We start from the raw sequence: 17,099 nt of genomic DNA, 5'->3' as shown, positions 1-17,099 counted from the left end.
CTTTTAACGAACCCGCGGACTCTTTGAATAGGTCCTCTGCAAGGCTGTCTAATGGATTGGTGGAGAACTTCTCGTGGTTCTCTGACAGCAGAGTTCCTCGGCGAGAAGCATCCTTAAGCGAAGGAGTGCCATCCCCATGGCATCCGATCATCCCGAGAAGACCAACGTCGCTCTTCTGATCGTTACAAGTGAACGGAAGTTCTATCTCAAATTGCTCGCTCTGTCGCTTCGATGGAGGAAAATCCGTGGCGTCGACCACGTATTGGTCGTTGACACGTCCATCAATTCGCGTCCAAGCGGAGGGCACTCCTTGCTCGGATCGCGTCACGAGAGCTACGAAATCATGACGCTACCAGGCGTGTCGTTCGCTCGTGTCTTACGTGCAGCATGGGCATCCCTTTCAAATGAAGGAGCCTCTCACGTGTTGATGTTTGAGGAGGACTTCGTTCTACTCAGAAGGCTGCCGATTGAGAGGCTGGTTGAACTCGCGAACGAGGAAAAGACGCTCCAGGTGGTCTTGCCGCGTCAGCGATGGTTCCGACCAGAATACGAATACCGAGATCGACGAGAGTACCTACGGGCCAGGCATTCCTTCCACGAGTCAGCCAACGGCGACCGCTTGGAGGGCTTCTTCACCAGCAACCCTCACTGCATGCGCCTCGAGCGCATCGTCGCACTTCTCTCGGACGTTGCACCCTCAGATGACTACACATGGGAGCGGGACTATGCAGAGGCCGCTGCCAGGCGTGGACTGGTGTCGCTGCAACTGACTCCGGCTCACCCGTGGGTGTGGCACATTGGTGCCGCGACCTCTGCAGGCGTGCGAGCGGCCCTCGAAAGCGGAAAGCCAACTTGGACGGTCTACCTCCGGGCTCATGCGGGGCGAGCGATCGAGGTCACGCGGCGCCTAGCGCAACGGCGATGGAAGGCGAGTCAGGGTGCCAATTCCTCCTAAGCAGCGACTCCGGGTGACTCTTCATGTAGACCCACTCACTATTCACACTTGGTCTGTCTTTTGTGGCCTCTCGATGCTCGAGGCGGACGGCTCGATCAGTCTGCACTTCGCGGATCTGGGTTACGTCGACGAGAGATATACGTTGATGCTGGATATTGCCGATGCTCGTGGGCGCTCAAGAGCGCGTGTGGCAGTTGCGGTGTCTGACGGCGGCAGAAAGGAACTCTCTCCTCGGGAAATGCTAGCTGACCTTGTCTTTAGGCGCTCTTCGTTGGACGGTGATGGTTCGCGACCGCTTGGGATGCTCTTGGGTATTGAGAGTGGTGTAGAGTCGATCGGTCCTTACCTACTAGCGACGGTGATGAGTGCGGTTCGCCGACGATCCTTCGCGGGCGCGTGGCGGACCGTGAGGGCACTTTCGCCTAAAGCGCGTTTTCCGCGCGTTGAGGAGTACGAGGCGAATTCTTTGGGTCGCGGGAGTGGCGGCATCTTCTTCGAGCCCAGGGCTTGGGATCCTCGAGATGGAAGCGATCCCGGCGACAGGGAGGTCATCAATGAATACCGTGCCGAATTGATTCGTGCGCTGCGAAGCGAATATGGTCCGCGATACACTGGAGGATTTGTAGCCAACCCTTTCGCAATCGAGCACTATGGAGACCTGCTGTGTACGGCATCAAGTGAAAGGTCGGATTATCTCCGTAGGATGCGAACCTGCGACATCGGCATCGCAAGCATCGGACTACATCGGTCAACGCCCTTCAAGATTCCCGAATACCTGGCCGCGGGAAGAGCAGTTCTTACCGAGCCGCTGCATTTTGAGATGGGCCCTGAGCCGGGGCTGGCGATCGCGGAATTCGCATCAGTCCACGACTGCGTTGAGCAAATAGATTCTCTTCTTTCGCGTCCTGTCGAGTTGGCAATGAGGCAGGATGCAGCCCGCGCATACTGGCGAGATCATGTGCGGCCCGATCAGGTGATGGCAAGGATGCTTAGGAGCGTTCGTGAGGCAGTATGATGACCGAAAGTCGGTATTGGCGATACAGGGAGCGGGAATGCTGAACGTCAAGGATGCGCAGATCGCCGTCGTCGGGTTGGGCTACGTTGGTCTGCCGCTAGCAGTGGAGTTCGGCAAGTCGATGCCGGTGGTGGGTTACGACATCAACGGCCGTCGGATCGAAGAGCTCCGCTCCGGTACCGATCGGACGCTTGAGGTATCGACCGAAGAGCTGTCCGGCGCCCAGCGTCTCACTTTCACCGCCGACCCGCAGGGGATCGCTGCGTGCACGGTCTTCATCGTGACGACCCCGACCCCGGTCGACGAGCACAAGCAGCCTGACCTCTCCCCGGTGCTGTCGGCCACCGAGACCATCGCGAAGGTGCTCAAGCCGGGTGACGTCGTCATCTACGAGTCGACCGTCTACCCGGGCGCTACCGAGGAGGAGTGCGTCCCGGTGCTGGAGCGTGGGTCCGGTCTGCGCTTCAACGAGGACTTCTTCGTCGGTTACAGCCCGGAGCGCATCAACCCGGGCGACAAGGAGCACCGGGTGCACAACATCGTGAAGGTGACCTCGGGGTCAACGCAGGAGGCGGCCGACTTCGTGGACGCCCTCTACCGGCGGATCGTGACGGTGGGAACGCACCGGGCGTCGTCGATCAAGGTGGCCGAGGCGGCCAAAGTGATCGAGAACACCCAGCGCGACGTGAACATCGCGCTGATCAACGAGTTGGCGATCCTGTTCAATCGTCTGGGGATCGACACCGAGGACGTGCTCCTGGCGGCCGGTTCGAAGTGGAACTTCCTGCCGTTCCGGCCAGGTCTCGTGGGTGGCCACTGCATCGGCGTGGACCCCTACTACCTCACCCACAAGGCCCAAGCGGTGGGCTACCACCCCGAGATCATCCTGGCCGGACGCCGCCTCAACGACTCGATGGGCGCCTACGTGGCCTCGCAGTTGGTGAAGGCGATGACCAAGAAGGGGATCGCGGTCAAGGGTGCCCGGGTGCTGGTGATGGGCCTGACGTTCAAGCAGAACACCCCCGACCTGCGCAACACACGGGTGGTCGACATCATCGCCGAACTCGAGGACTACGGGATCAGCGTCGACGTCCACGACCCCTGGGCCGACCCGGACGAAGCCCGCGCCCACTACGGCATCGACCTGGTTGCAGAACCGGACGCCGACGCCTACGACGGTGTTGTCCTGGCCGTTGAACACCGCGAGTTCAAGGCACTGGGCGCCGGAGCCGTGCGTGGGTTCGGACGGAGTGGGGGCCATGTCGTGTACGACCTCAAGAACGTGTTCGGGCGCGGCGCCTCGGACCTTCGGCTGTAGAGCCCGTCCTGACTTTCGCGCCGGATTGTACGCGCCATTCTTCAGGTTCCAAAGTGCATCCGCTGGGAGTTTCCGTCAACGGAAGCAGCCACAGGAAGATGGCAAGGAATTCACTGATATGAGTAGTCCTCCTGTGAGCGATCATCCTAAAATTCTTGTTCTGGTCCTGGGTGTAGAACGTGAGCCCTGGTCAACGATCGAAGAGCTCGGCCAACGTCGGACTTGGTCAGGAGTCAAGGATCTCCCGAACTTGGTGATCAGATACTACTACGGACGTTCTGCCTGCCATGTGCGATTGCTCGCGCGCTCGATTCCTAGTCTAATGCGTCGCCTCGGCCTGTCTAAGATGAGAGCGCTCTTTCTTCTTCGCCTCGCGCGGGGGACCCTGGAGGTCCCCTCTCGGGAGTTGGACGGGCACATTATCGTGCCCGTGCCTGATACCCCATTCACCATCGGAATCAAGACGTTAGCTGCCTTCAGGTACGTCTTGGAACACTATGACTTCGACTTCCTCCTGCGAACCAACTCTTCCTCCGACGTCAATTTGAAGAAGCTCAACGAGTTGTGCGCAACACTCCCTCGTGCCGCCTTCTATGGCGGGGCGATTGTGTCTCACGGAGAGGAGACGTTTGTATCTGGGTCGGGCATCTTACTTACTCGCGATCTTGTGCTGAAGATCGTCAGCGACAACGATTTTGAGTTTTCAATGGCAGATGATGTCGCAATGAGCAGGAGCCTGCAAAGGATCCATGTGGGACCAAGCGAGCTTGAGATCGTCAGGCTTCGCTCAGTGGCTGACGTGGCTGACCTTGACGAGAGCACCCTTGGCTCAGCGCACCATTATCGCTGCAAAATTGAAGGAGATAGGAATCAAGATACTCGCGTCATGTCGGCTCTGCACGAGCGACTTGCCGATGTTCAGGGAGGCTAGCTGGGGGTTGGCAAGGACCGAAGTCGGGTCTGCTGGCCTGGTCCTATCCATAGGATCTGACCCACTCTCAATGATCGACCCATCGAAGTGGATGCCAATTTGCCTTTTGGGCAGGAATGGCACGCCTCGGCTTGAGGTTCAAGCCCATGTCGCACACTTTCGCGAATCTCTACCGCCCAAGAGTCATCCGCCGAGCTTGAACGAATGTGTCAGTGATGAGCGGTCGTGCCACCAGTAGGCCCGCCCCGACGTAGACCAGCACTCCCGCCGCAACGCCAACGGCCAACTCCGCTATCGGGGGGACCGGTACCGGCAGAGAAGCAAGGAGGGCCGTCACTGCGGCCACCATCACGGCGGAGAGCAGCACGGTCGTCAAGACAGGCCGTTGCATCGTGCGTAGTGCAATGCCCAGGGGCTGGCTCACGAGCGCGTCTTGGACGACTAGCGTCATCAGTCCGGCCAAGGCGACGGCGAGCGCTATGGACCATAGTGACTGATGAAGCTGGGTTGCGATCAGCACGAATGCCAATGTCGCCACCGCACGAATCGCCAAGACCAGGGTGTGGCGCCCAACCTGTCGCTGCGCAAGAGCCATCGTGCCGACTGCTTGAATCAAAAGATCGGCAACAGTGCCGAGAGTCAGGATCTGCATCGGGAGTACAGCCTCCTCCCATGTCGCTCCGAAGAAGACGTGCACCAAAGGACCCGAGACCGCGGCAATGCCGGCAAGCGCCGGGATCCCCATGGACAGGAGCACAGTGGTGGCTCGTATCCAGTGTGTTCGCGCCTCGTCCTGACTCGGATTCTGGGAGACGACTGGGAGCATGACTGTGCGAAAGACCCCCGACAGGCGAAGGCGTACAATGTTGGGCAGAACGTAGGCGACGTAGTAGATCCCAAGGGAACCTGGACCGAGGCTCCGTGACGCAATCCAGTAGTCGACGTTTTTGTAGACGTATTCGAACAGGCGGGACAGGCTAAGCCCACCCAGCACCGCGAGGTCCTGCCGAATGTCGGACCAATGAAACCCGTGTCTGGGAATCCACCGGGCAAGGGCCAAGGTCAGGAGCAACAGCAGTGCAGCCGAACTGACCTGCCCAAGGATGACTGCCCACACGCCCCAGCCGGCGAGGGCCAGGCCAATCTCAGCGGCGAAGTAGAAAATGGCAGATATCACACTTGAAGTATTCAGGGCCTTGAATGCCAGGCGTCGTTGAAGGATTGCTTGGGGAACCATCGTCAACAGTGTCATCGGAACGCTCAGGCTCAGGACCTGCAGGTAGAGGGCCGACTCTGGTTGTCCCATGGACTGCATAAGGGGATAGGAGCCGAAGAACAGACTCACGTAGAGCACCAGTCCCAAAGCCACTGTCAGCCAAAGGTAACTAGCTGCCGCCCGCTCAACGTCACCCCTGCGAGACACCAGGGCAGCATTGAGTCCCGCGAGATTCAAGAGAGCGGAGACACCGAGAACGCTTTGGACAAGCGCGATGGCCCCGAACTCCCCGGGGCTCAGGACGCGAGCCAGCACCATGGTTGCCGCAACGCTGCCCAGTTGAACAACCACTTGTGCCACAAAGGTCGAACGCGCACCGGAGCGGGCGGTTGCTCCAATCCCATCCGGCGTGGTCATGGCTGGTGTCGCGGCGCCAGAATCCGCGAAACCAGGTTGTGCCAACTGTCAGCCGTGGCCGCAACAGTAAAGCGCTCGAGGCACCTCCGACGGGCTGCAGCCCCCATGGAGCGGGCGAGCGAGGGCTGGTTAAGAAGCATCTCGATATTCCTGGCGATGTACGACGGCGATTGATCTGCTGCGATAATGCCGGTTCTGCCGTCGTCGACCACATCTGATACACCAGCCGCAAGCGTTGAAACCACTGGGACAGCCGTCAGGCCAGCTTCCACGAGCACGCCGGGCATGCCCTCGGTGTCGGGCGCGCTGGTCATGACGAGCACGCTTGCATCACGCAGCAACTCGGGCACATCGTCACGTTTGCCCAGCAGGGACACTCCGAGATCCAAGGCACGGGTCTCCAGATGGCCTTGCAGGGGGCCGTCCCCGACGACGGCCGCGTCGAATGCGATGCCGGTCTTGCGCAACTCGTCGATGACGTCCAAGAAGAGGCCTGGACGCTTGCCGGGCTCGAGTTGTCCGATCCACAGCAGAAGGGGGCGCTCTCTTGGCGTACCGTCCGCGGGCCGGAAGAGATCCGGGTCCCGGCCGTTCGGGATCAGTGCGGTGCGTTCCTTCGGCACGCCGAAGAGTGCGGTGACTTGGTCGTTGATCGCCTGGGAGACCCCCACGACGCGGGTAGCTCGTCTGGCGAGCACACCGTACAGCCGCGTGCGCGAAGTGCGCGTGATCTCGGCCGACGACAACCCTACCTTGTAGTAGACCGTCGGCGTACGACCTGCTGCCGGGATGACGTACTTGAGCGCCTCGCCTCCGTGTGCCACGACCACAGCCGCCTCGCGCTGGCGGACTAGCCGGCGCAGCCGACGCACGGCCCGAGGATCGGCGGCCCGCCGCAGGAGTGAGGTGGGCACGCCGAGGTTCACGTTCGGCCGGGCCGCGCCGCCGGGAGAGTCGAACAGTGTGACGACGAGGTGTTCCTGGTCCGGGTCGTCGCGCAGGGCGTCCCGCAGTTGCCCCGCGTACACCTGCGCGCCCCGGTTCTGGTCGTGGGGGAGGACGTGCAGAACCGTGGCTCGCCCGCGCTTGGGTTCGGAGTTTGGCCGCCTGATCCGGGCCACCGAGGCGTAGCTGTCGAGTGAGGCCCGCGCAACAGCCCTCTGATCGAACGTTGTCCGGGCCCGTTCGCGCGCCGCCGCGCCAAGCCGAGCTCGCAGTCCAGTGTCGCCCAGGAGGCGGTTGATCCCGGCGGTGAGCGACCCGGCACTCTGCGGCTCCACCAGCAGCAGGTGCTCCTCGTGCGTGCCGACCTCGCGGCACCCCCGGATGTCGGTGAGCACCAACGGACGGCCGCACGCGGCCGCCTCCATGGATGCGCGCGAGAAGCCTTCGCGGTAGGACGCGAGCACGAACACGTCCAGGGCCGAGTACACGGCCGGCATGTCCGTGCGCTCGCCGACGAACCGAACGGCGTCCTCGTGGGGGGCGCGTGCGGCGGCGTCCGTGTCGTCGGCCGGCCCGACCCAGATGAAGGTGGCCTTGTCGCGGAGTGTGTGAGCGGCCTCCGCGTACTCGGCGAGGCCCTTTTCGCGCACGCGGCGTCCGATGGTTCCGACGAGCAGTTCGTCGTCGGCGATGCCCAGCTCGGCGCGCACGCGGCGGCGTCCCTCGGGGTCGAAGCGGAAGCGCTCGAGGTCGACGCCGTTGCCGACCACTTGCCAGCGTCCGGGTTTGAGGAAGCGGCGCAGGGTCGTGGCGTCCTCGGCGTTCTGGAGCAGTTCGTAGTCGGAGAAGCGGACCGCCAGTGATTCGAGCCCGTAGACGAAGGCTCGCTTGGGGAGCCGGTCCTCGGGGCGGGCCCACAGCCCGTGGCAGGTGTTGACCACAACCGGGACGCCGGCGAGGCGCCCGGCGATGCGGCCCATCACGCCGGCCTTGGGGGTGTGGGTGTGCAACACATCGAGGCGAAGGCGCTTGACGGTGCGGTACAGCTCCACGAAGGCTTTCAGGTCGCTGGTCAGCGACCACGAGCGGGTGAACGACCGGACCGGAACGTGGGTCACCCCGAGGCGCTCCACCCGTTCGACGTAGGGCCCGGGCGCCGAGATGCCGAAGACGGTGTGCCCGGACTCGACATCCACCGTCAACTCCGTGCCGAGGAGCAGGGCCAGGCTCATGTCCACTGTCGTCAGGTGGGCCAAGCGCAGCTTGTCGGGAGAATGGGGCGTCACCCATCCATCTTCGCAGGTGACTCGGGGGTGGCTCCAACCGGCGAGGTCCCAGAGCGATCAGCGCATGCGGTTAAGAAACGTCGAGGAGTTGAGGTCCGCCATACTGTGAGGCATGTCTTGGCACTGGTCCCAGGTCTCTCCTCGCGTTCGTCGACTCGTCGCGGAGGTGCCGCAATCACGACCCGCTCGTGCGTTGGCCCGCCGTGCCACGCCAAGGCGGCTGCGTGTGCTGGCGTTTCACGGCGTGCCTGACCTTGAGCGGTTCGAGCAGTTACTGGACGAGGTGCTTCTCGACTACATCCCCGTCTCTTCGGAGGACGTCCGTCGCGCCCTCGTTGGGGAGGGCGCGCTACCACGTTTCCCTGTCTGGTTCACGTTCGACGATGGCGTCCCGTCAACGTTTCATGCAGGCCGTGCGCTGGCCGAACGGGGGATCCAGGCCACTGCGTTCGTCTGCCCCGCGGTCCTGGACACCCACCAGTACCTGTGGTTCCAGGCTTGGGAACGCTGCCGTGAGGTGGGCCTCCTGGACGGCACGGATGACCGGGAGCGTTTCGCGCTGGCGCGCTTGAAGTCGCTGCCGGATGAGGAGCGTCGCGCGGAGACAGCCGCCCTTCTCGCTCGTCTCGTCTCCGCGGGAGTTCAACCCCCGCCCCAAGCCGACCAGGCCATGTTGCAGGCTTGGGTGCGGCAAGGCCACGACCTGGGCAATCACACGTGGGACCACCCGATGCTGGACCAATGCTCCCCCGAGGAGCAGCGGGAGCAAGTGATTTCCGCTCACCGGGATCTTGAGGCCCGCGGGTTCGCGCCACGGTTCCTCGCCTACCCGAACGGCAACGGATCTCAGGCGGCCGCGGACGCGGCGGCGGGACTCGGCTACGCGGGATCGCTCCTGTTCGATCACCGACTGACCGACGTCGCCGGGGACCGGCACCGACTCTCCAGGTTGCGGCTCGACAGTGACGCCGGGCCGCGTCGGGCTGCCAGCGTCGCCTCGGGTGCGCATTCGGCCGCCATGCACCTCGTGCCCCGGCTTTGAGGCGAGTTGTCGTTGGGTGTCCGATAGCCTGCTGCCAACCCGAGAGTTGCTCCACGCACTGAGGGGCATGGCCAGGAGGGGGTCACGTGAGAGTCTTGCACGTCATCGACGGCATCGATGCCGGCGGAGGTGCCGAGGAGTCGCTGGTCGGCATGTTGCCGCTGCTGCGCGAACGTGGGATCGAGGGAGTCGTGGCGTGCCTCTATGACCGGGGGGGCTATGTGGACGATGTCCGCCGAGACGGATTCCGCGTGGAGGTGCTCGGAGCCACGTCCTTGATCGAACAGGCGAAACGGCTCAGACGCCTGATCCGCGAGACGCAGCCGGACATCGTGCACGCCTCCCTGATCGACGCCTGCTTCGCCACGCGGCTCGCCATGTTGGGTCTCAGCACCCCACAGCTGAACAGCCTGGTCAGCACCACCTACGACCCGGTCCGCACGACAGACCTGGGCATCGCTCCGTGGAAGATGAAGGCAATACGAGTCCTGGACAGCCTCACCTCCCGTTGGGTCAGTGGCGGTTTCCACGCGCTGACCGATGCGGTGAAGAAGGAAGCCACGGACATCCTGCACATCCCTGCGGAGCGCGTGCGGACGGTTCCGCGGGGGCGGGATTCGGCGCAACTCGGAGATAGAACGCCAGAGCGTCGAGCGCGCGTGCGTGCATCAGTGGGGATCGCCCCGCACGAACTGATGGTCCTCAACGTCGGGCGACAGGAGCCCAACAAGGGGAAGTTGCTCCTGGTCGAGGCGTTCGGTCTCGCGGCCGCCCAGGTTCCGCAGGCCCGCTTGTTCATCGCCGGCCGTGAAGGCAAGGACACCGCGGCCTTGCGCGCGGCTGTCGAGGCGTCCCCCGTGCGTGAGCGCATCAAGGTGCTCGGCCACAGATCGGACGTTGCCGATCTCCTTGCGGCGGCGGACCTGTTCGTGTTCCCGTCCCTGTACGAAGGTTTGGGCGGCGCCCTCGTAGAGGCAATGGCGATGGGTTGCCCCATCATCGGTGCCGATGCGCCGGCGGTCGCCGAGGTTCTGGGCCACGGAGCCTACGGACGGGTCGTGCGGCGTGGCGACGTACAAGGGTTGGCCGACGCCATGCGGGAACTCCTCGAAGCACCCGAAGCCAGGGACGCCCTGGCTCGCAGCGGGCGCGAGAGGTTCGAGCAGGCGTTCGAACTCGGCGCCGTCATCGACAACATGGCCGACCTGTACCGCACGCTCGTTGCGGCGACGCCCCGCCGCCCTCTGGCCAAGCGGCTCCTCGGGCGCGTGGACCGGGCTCGGGCAACGCTGACGAACCGTTTCGTCCTGATGGAGTCCGCGCCACGCAACAACGCTGAGCAAGGAAGGTTGCCGCACGACGGGCTCACACTCGAGGCGATCACGTCGCTCCCCGACTACGAGCAACCCATGTCCCGAATCGGCGGCACGCCCAACAGGTTCGCGAGCCAGAGGTTCGACAAGGGCGCAACCTATTTGGCCTTGGTCAGCGGAGCGAGGCTCGTCTCGTGGATGTGGGCCTCCTCCGCCGGCGGATCGTTCCGCCTCCTTGAGATCGGGCGGGCGTGCCGGTTGGCGGGTAACGAGCGGATCCTCTTCGATCTAGAGACGTGCGAGGTTGACCGGGGCAAGGGGTATGCGGAGGCCTTGACGCGCGCGTCGCAGCACCTCTTCGCCGATGATCAGATCATTTGCTATGCGCTCGCGTCCAACGCGTCGAGCCTTCGCGTGTTTGAGAAGTGCGAGTTCCGGCGCGCGGGGGAGGCTCGCTGGTACACCTCCAACCCCTTGGCATTGGCGAGGACCACGCGTCATGGCTGAGGCGGGCGACGGCTACCGAGTGACCGGCGTCGGCCCTCGGGACTTTTCCCAGCTGGAGGATGCGTGGCGACCGCTGGACAAGGGTCCGGACATGTCTGCGTTCCAGTCCTTCGAATGGATGCTGCTGGCCAATGAGAACGTCGCAGCGGAGCGAGCCTCCCGGCTCGCGGTGAGGACCAGGTACTACGTGGTCGAGCGAGCGGGAACACCCGTGTTGATCGCGCCCCTGCGTGTCCATCTCGCCCCGATCTCGCCCGGCCATCGACGCGGAGTTCACCTCGTCGGACGCAACGGGCCCGCTGACTACCTCAATCTCGTCTACTCGGAGTTCGACCCCCGGGCTGCTGGCGCGGCGTTGACCGCAGCCGTGAAGGACTTCGGTGTCTCCTCGGTTCGGTTGGAGCGGATGCTGGTCGGGACTCAGGCGCAAGAATGGGCCCGCGGCTTGGTTGGCTCGACAGCCAGCGTAAGCGAAGCGGTTCGCTTGGTCCTGCCCTCCAGCACGGCGGAGTACTCGGCGATGCTGTCCAAGAGCACGCGCCAGAACATCCGCACAGCGTGGAACCGGGCGCGTTCCGACGGGGTGCATCTCGAGGTATCGATCTCGTCCGAACTCAATGCGGCGGAGGCAGACGCGTTGGCTCAGTTGAAGCGTCGTCGTGAGGTGAGTCGCAACCGACGCAAGTCGTCCGGCGTTGATCGAGTGGTTGCGGGAGCCCGGCGAGCCTACTTCGCAAGCTTGTTCGCCTCCAGCGACGAGGCTCGTCAGGCCATGACACGGACTTCTCGACCGTGGGTCCTTCGTGTGCATGCGGATGGTGCAGTCTGTGCGTTCGCGTTCGGGCTGGCGGACAACCTCGGGGGTTCCCGCACGCTCCGGCTCCTGCAAGTCGGCATCGACGATGCCTTCGCCCGCTACTCGCCCGGACTGATCGGGCTCCACCACTTCATCGACGAGGAATTGGAGCACGGTCGGCCGCATTGGGACGTGATCGACTTCACGCGGGGCGAGGAGCGCTACAAGTTCCAGCTCGGAGGAACCTCGCATGGCCTGAACACCGTGTCGCTTTCGTGGCGCCCTGACCTCCAGGCATCCTCACTTGCTGATCCGTAGAGGGCCGGGCGTCCGGTGTGAGATGAGTGCTCCCCCAACCGGTACACTCGACTGGGCACTGCCCGCTGTCGACGACGGCAAGCGGGCCCCCACCCGCCCTGCGAAAGGCTGAAGCATGCTCCACCCTGCGGCCAGCGTTCCCCATCCGGTCTGGAGTGACGCATGAGTTTGCACGACTTCGTCAAGATCCTGCGGCAGCGCTGGTGGGTCATCCTGCTGTGCACCCTGGTGGCCGCGGCAGCGATGTTCATCGCCACACCCGCGCGCACCGACACCACCCAGCGCATCGGCTCCTACACGGCCACGGCAACCCTGCTGGTCGGCGAGCGCCCGGCACCCGCACCGACCGGCCGGCAGACCGCAGCGCCGGTGGTCCAGCAGCAGGCGTCCATGGGCCGCATCGCGCTGTACATCAAAACCGGGGACGTGCCGGAGCGGGCCGCTGCGGCGCTCGACTACACCGACGACCCGGCGAAGTTGGCCAGGGGATTGGACGTCGTGACCGATCCCGCGTCGGAGTCGATCACCATCACCACCACCGCCGCGGACGGCGACCGGGCAGCCGCCGTTGCGAACACGTTCGCCCGCGAAGCGGTCGCCTTCTTCGACGAGGCGCCCCCGGGCGCCGGCAGCGCCGTCCTCACGATCCTGCAGGAGGCCACGCCCATCCCTAACGAGAGCACCGCCGGCTTCGTGATCCCGCCCGACCGCAACATCCGCACCGGGCTCGCCGCGCTGGTCGGACTGCTCGTCGGGCTCGCGTTGGCCCTCCTGCTGGATCGCCTCGACTCGCGGCTGCGCAGCCGCCAGGAGGTCGCCGACGCCCTGCGCATGCCGGTGATCGCCGAGGTCCCTCGCCTCAAGCGGAGCGACCGCGCCGACGGCACGATCCTGACCCTGACCAAGCCGTTGAGCGTGTACGCCGACGGCTACCGCGCCGCGCGCACCGCCCTGATGCACCTGCCGACGCAGGAGGAGGGCCTCGACTGGTCGCCCCGCCGCTCGGCCGTCGCGTCCGAGCCGGTCAAGGAGGGCCAGATCATCCTGATCAGCTCGGCACATGCCGCCGAGGGCAAGAGCACCAGCGTCGCCAACCTGGCCGCCAGCTTTGCCGAGGCCGGCCTGCGGGTGCTGGTGCTCGACGCCGACCTGCGCTCGCCCGACGCCCACGCGAAGTTTGACGTGCCCCAGGGTGCGGGCATCTCCGACTACGTGACCAACCGGGGCGCGGTGGAGTTGGTCGACATCATGCGGCCCACCAGCGTCGACGGGGTGCAGATCGTCACCGCGGGCACGCGCCTCGACTACCCGGCCTCGTTGACCAGCCGGCTCGCGCCGCTGATGGAGGACGCCCGGAAGAACGCCGACGTCGTGCTCGTGGACACCGCCCCCCTGCTGGCGGCCAGCGATGTCTTCGACATCTTGCCGCTGGCCGACGCCGTGGTGATCGTGGTGCGCGCCGGACGCCTCACCGAGAACGCCGCCAATCGCGTCGCCGAGCTGCTGGGCCGGTTCCGGGTGCGGGTCGCCGGCGCACTCCTCATCGGAGGGCACTCGCGCAAGGCCGACTACGGGTACGGCTATGGAGCCGGCTACGGTGACGTCACGGTGCGCGGGAAGGACCGGCGGTCTGCCACGCGCGACAGCCTGCCCGCCCGGACGGCCGATGCCGACCAGCCCGACGAGACCCGGCGCGCTGCGCGCTGAGCACCATGGTCGCCCGGGTGGTGTGGACGGCGGCAGGCCTCACCTTGGGCCTGCTGGGCCTCGTCACGTTCTCCCGTCTGTTCACCTGGGCCATGGACACCCAGTCCTACAACACGTGGGGCGCCATGTTCATGGTGCCGATCGTGGTCGCGATCAACGGCGTCCTCATCGCGATCGTCGCGAGGCGTGAACGCGAAGCCTGGTTCACCCGCATCATCATCCTGGGCTACGCACTCAAGCTCGTGGGCATCGGCGCCCGCTACGTGGTGGCCTACTACCTCTACGGCGGAGCGGCGGACGCCGAGCGCTACAACCTCTACGCCATCGACCACTACCTCGACTGGCGTCGGGGCGACGTCTGGTGGGAGGAATCCGGCAAGGTCGGCACACTCAACCTGGAGCTGATCACGACGGCCATCTACGTCGTGATCGGCCCGAGCGTGATCACGGCGTTCTTCGTGTTCGGGTCGTTCGCGTTCTGGGGCGTCTACTTTCTCTATCGCGCCTTCCGCATTGCCCTGCCCCAGGGCGACCAGAAGCGCTACGCCCTCCTGCTGTTCCTGCTGCCCACGGTGCTTTACTGGCCCTCCAGCATCGGCAAGGAGTCCTGGCTCCTGCTGTTCGTCGGGGTGACCGCCTACGGCGCGGCCCGCTACTTCAACCACGCCGTGGTCGCGGGCTTGGTCTGGATGGCGGTCGGGGCCGTCGGCACCGCGCTGATCCGCCCCCACGTGACCGTGCTCATGGTCGCCGCGCTGTTCGTGGCCCAGATCGTGCGCCCGGCAGCGAAGACCTCCACGAGCATCCTGACCAAGGCGGCCGGCATCTTCGTGATGGGGGTGGCCGCGGTCATCCTCATCAGCCAGTCGGCCGCCTTCCTGGGCATCGACGACCTGAGCGCGCAGGCCGTCGCTGATGAGGTGATCTGGGCGTCCGGCCAGACCGCCCAAGGCGGCTCAGCCTTCACCGCCGTGCCCCTGGACTCACCGTTCGGCATCCCCGTAGCCATCGTCACCCTGCTGTTCCGCCCGTTCCCGTGGGAGGCTGACAACGTGCAGATGCTGGTCCAGAGCCTCGAGGGGGTCGTGCTGATGGTGCTCACGCTGGCCGCGTGGCCGCGGCTCAAGGCGCTCCCCACCCTGTTGCGCCGCAACCCGTGGCTGGTCTTCGCCGTGGTCTACGCGCTGGCCTTCATCATCGCCTTCGCGGGGTTCTCGAACTTCGGCATCCTGGCCCGGCAGCGGGTGCTGATGATCCCGTTCTTCCTCGTCCTGCTGGCGCTCCCGAAGCCCTTGCCGAAGCAGAAGGTCCGCACGCGTGACGCCACCCGGAAGGAGCTCGTCGGTGCTGGGTATTGGTGAGGGTCGCCTGCGAGGCGGACTGAAGCGGGCGCTGGCCTCGGTACCGCAGGGCGGTGCCGCGCAGGGTGCCACGTTGTTGATCTACCACCGCGTCGGTGGCGGCACCACCAACGAGCTCGACATGGAGGTCGCCGCGTTCGAGCGCCAGCTGGACGTGCTCGCCGACCACGACGTGGTGTCGCTCGACACGGCACTCGACCGGCTGGACGCGGGCGACGCGCGGCCGAGCGTGGTCCTCACCTTCGACGACGGGTTCGCCGACGTGTACGCCAACGCCTGGCCCCTGCTGCGCGAGCGCCAACTGCCGTTCACGATCTACCTCGCCACCGCCTACCTCGGCCAGACCATGCGATGGGAAGGTGCCACGGCGAAGGGGACGCCCGGGCGTGGCCTGTCGTGGGACCAGGTGCGCCGCATGCAGGATTCCAGGCTGCTCACACTGGGCAACCACACCCACCACCACATCCGACCCGAGCACCTGACCGAGGCCGAACTGGACGCGTGCTCCGACGCGATCTTCGCCCGCTGCGGCGTCCGGCCGGAGCACTTCACCTACCCGTGGGGCATCCCCGTCCCGGGGATGGAGGGCGCCCTGCGCGCCCGTTTCCGCAGCGCGTCGACCGGTGAGCTGGGCCGCAACCTACCCGGCGTCGACCTCGCCCGCCTCTACCGCGTGCCGGTCCGCCGCACCGACCCCGACGCGTTCTTCGCCGCCAAGCTCACCGGACGCCTCGGCCCCGAGACCGCCTACGCGAGCCTGGTGGACGCCACGAAGTGGGCGCTGCGCCCCGTGCGACAGGTTCAGGCAGCACTGCGGCGGCGTGCGGGCGCCACCTCCGCGTAGACGCGTTCCTGCTGGGTCACAGCGGTGCGGATGTCGTAGTCGCTGGCACGCTCCTTCGCCACCGCCGCCATGCGGGCGCGCAGGGCGTCGTCGCGCGCCACCTCCACCAGTGCGTCTGCGAGCGCGGCGTCGTCGCCGGGTGGAACGAGCAGCCCCTCCTCGCCCTGTCGCACTTGGTGGGGGAGCCCGCCGACGGTCGTGGCCACCACGGGCAGGCCGGCCGCGAAGGCCTCCATCACCGCCACGGGCAGGCCCTCGTGCGCCGAGCCGAGGGTGAAGAGGTCGGCCGCGGCCATGAGTTCGTGCACGTCGCGCCGGTACCCCAGCAGTTGGAAGCTGTCGCCCAGGCCCAGCTCCGCGTGCAGGGCGGCGACCTTGTCGGCCAGGGGGCCCTGCCCGACCGCGGCGAAGCGGAGGCGGGGCTCGGCGTCCACGGCCCGACGGGCGGCGCGCAACAGGTTCGGGTAGTCCTTGTTCTTGCGCAGGTTCGCCACCGTGAGCGAGAGCACCTCGTCGTCGGCGACGCCCAACTCGGCGCGGAGCCCGGCCCGCGCGTCGGGGGGTGCCGGGTCGGCCTGGGTGTCGATGCCGTGGATGAGCACCTCGTAGCCCCGCCTGCGCGAGGGCCACATCGTGTCGCGCACCTGGTCGGAGACTGCCCAGTGATGCGCGTCCAGCGGGGTGGTCAGCCCGTTGAGCAGCCGGGTGGGCAAACGGTGGCTGCTCCACTCGTTGTGCTCGGTGACGACGACCGCCGGACGGTGCGAACGCGGCAACGTCCGGGCCAGCAGGCGCGCGACAGACGCGAGGACGGGGGAGTGGGCGTGGACGACGTCCGCGCCGGCCATCGCCGCGCGGAGGTCGACCAGCCAGCCGAGCCGGCCGGGCGTTCGCTCGCCGAGGCGCTCGGGCGACAGGCCAAGGGCCTCGAACTCGGGCACCAGGTGGGTCTTGTCGGGCCGCACGTAGGCCAGCCGGTAGGTGAACCGCTCACGATCGATGGCGCGCCCAGCCAGGAGGAGGAGCTGCTCAGCGCCCCCTGGGCCGAGACCCTTGATGAGCCAGAGCACCCGGGGCTTGGCAGGGGCGGTGGGGGCCATGGCGTCCTCCGTCGGTTCGATTTGCCGG

12 protein-coding genes are annotated in these 17,099 nt (G+C 65.8%); 9 read left to right on the top strand and 3 right to left on the bottom strand.

The window, feature by feature from the left end; genetic code table 11:
• The first annotated feature begins 1,028 nt into the window (after nucleotides 1-1,028).
• The 3 genes from H5397_RS07575 to H5397_RS07565 all read left to right on the top strand — a co-directional run bounded on the left by H5397_RS07575 (nucleotide 1,029) and on the right by H5397_RS07565 (nucleotide 4,219).
• Nucleotides 1,029-1,970, top strand: a complete 942-nt coding sequence (locus H5397_RS07575; RefSeq protein WP_182816183.1) for a glycosyltransferase — start codon at nucleotides 1,029-1,031, stop codon at nucleotides 1,968-1,970.
• 37 nt (nucleotides 1,971-2,007) lie between these two features.
• Nucleotides 2,008-3,288 (top strand): Vi polysaccharide biosynthesis UDP-N-acetylglucosamine C-6 dehydrogenase TviB, encoded by a 1,281-nt coding sequence (gene tviB, locus H5397_RS07570; protein WP_182816181.1) that lies wholly within the window; start codon nucleotides 2,008-2,010, stop codon nucleotides 3,286-3,288.
• 430 nt (nucleotides 3,289-3,718) lie between these two features.
• Complete coding sequence (locus tag H5397_RS07565) at nucleotides 3,719-4,219, top strand: hypothetical protein (RefSeq protein ID WP_182816179.1); 501 nt, start codon at nucleotides 3,719-3,721, stop codon at nucleotides 4,217-4,219.
• Nucleotides 4,220-4,388: 169 nt separating this feature from the next.
• Here the strand turns inward: H5397_RS07565 and H5397_RS07560 are convergent, their stop codons facing one another.
• Together H5397_RS07560 and H5397_RS07555 are read right to left on the bottom strand one after the other, a co-directional pair.
• Nucleotides 4,389-5,852, bottom strand: a complete 1,464-nt coding sequence (locus H5397_RS07560) for an oligosaccharide flippase family protein (RefSeq protein ID WP_182816177.1) — start codon at nucleotides 5,850-5,852, stop codon at nucleotides 4,389-4,391.
• Nucleotides 5,849-8,029: a glycosyltransferase gene (locus tag H5397_RS07555; RefSeq protein WP_182816176.1), complete on the bottom strand. Its 2,181-nt coding sequence runs from the start codon at nucleotides 8,027-8,029 to the stop codon at nucleotides 5,849-5,851. The genes H5397_RS07560 and H5397_RS07555 overlap by 4 nt, the downstream gene beginning before the upstream one ends.
• A gap of 280 nt (nucleotides 8,030-8,309) precedes the next feature.
• Between H5397_RS07555 and H5397_RS07550 the strand changes: the two genes are divergently transcribed.
• From H5397_RS07550 to H5397_RS07525, 6 genes are all read left to right on the top strand, one after another.
• Nucleotides 8,310-9,125: a polysaccharide deacetylase family protein gene (locus H5397_RS07550; RefSeq protein ID WP_182816174.1), complete on the top strand. Its 816-nt coding sequence runs from the start codon at nucleotides 8,310-8,312 to the stop codon at nucleotides 9,123-9,125.
• A gap of 95 nt (nucleotides 9,126-9,220) precedes the next feature.
• Entirely contained in the window at nucleotides 9,221-10,945 is a 1,725-nt protein-coding gene (locus H5397_RS07545; RefSeq protein ID WP_182816172.1) for a glycosyltransferase, read from the top strand.
• Complete coding sequence (locus H5397_RS07540) at nucleotides 10,938-12,059, top strand: GNAT family N-acetyltransferase (protein WP_182816171.1); 1,122 nt, start codon at nucleotides 10,938-10,940, stop codon at nucleotides 12,057-12,059. Before H5397_RS07545 ends, H5397_RS07540 begins: the two co-directional genes overlap by 8 nt.
• 162 nt (nucleotides 12,060-12,221) lie before the next feature.
• Nucleotides 12,222-13,766 carry a tyrosine-protein kinase domain-containing protein gene (locus H5397_RS07535; protein ID WP_182816169.1) on the top strand — a complete coding sequence of 515 codons (1,545 nt, stop codon included), beginning with the start codon at nucleotides 12,222-12,224 and terminating at the stop codon, nucleotides 13,764-13,766.
• A 5-nt stretch (nucleotides 13,767-13,771) separates the two neighbouring features.
• Nucleotides 13,772-15,127, top strand: coding sequence for a hypothetical protein (locus tag H5397_RS07530; RefSeq protein ID WP_182816167.1), 1,356 nt, complete (start codon nucleotides 13,772-13,774; stop codon nucleotides 15,125-15,127).
• Nucleotides 15,111-15,971, top strand: a complete 861-nt coding sequence (locus H5397_RS07525) for a polysaccharide deacetylase family protein (protein ID WP_220492099.1) — start codon at nucleotides 15,111-15,113, stop codon at nucleotides 15,969-15,971. The genes H5397_RS07530 and H5397_RS07525 overlap by 17 nt, the downstream gene beginning before the upstream one ends.
• Here the strand turns inward: H5397_RS07525 and H5397_RS07520 are convergent.
• The gene (locus H5397_RS07520; protein ID WP_182816165.1) at nucleotides 15,929-17,071 is read right to left on the bottom strand and encodes a glycosyltransferase; all 1,143 of its coding nucleotides are present in this window, start codon (nucleotides 17,069-17,071) and stop codon (nucleotides 15,929-15,931) included. The genes H5397_RS07525 and H5397_RS07520 overlap by 43 nt on opposite strands.
• Nucleotides 17,072-17,099: the final 28 nt, after the last annotated feature.

This window comes from Propioniciclava sp. MC1683 (assembly GCF_014164675.1).
Lineage (GTDB): Bacteria > Actinomycetota > Actinomycetes > Propionibacteriales > Propionibacteriaceae > Propioniciclava.
This window is presented reverse-complemented; position numbering and strand designations above follow the sequence as displayed.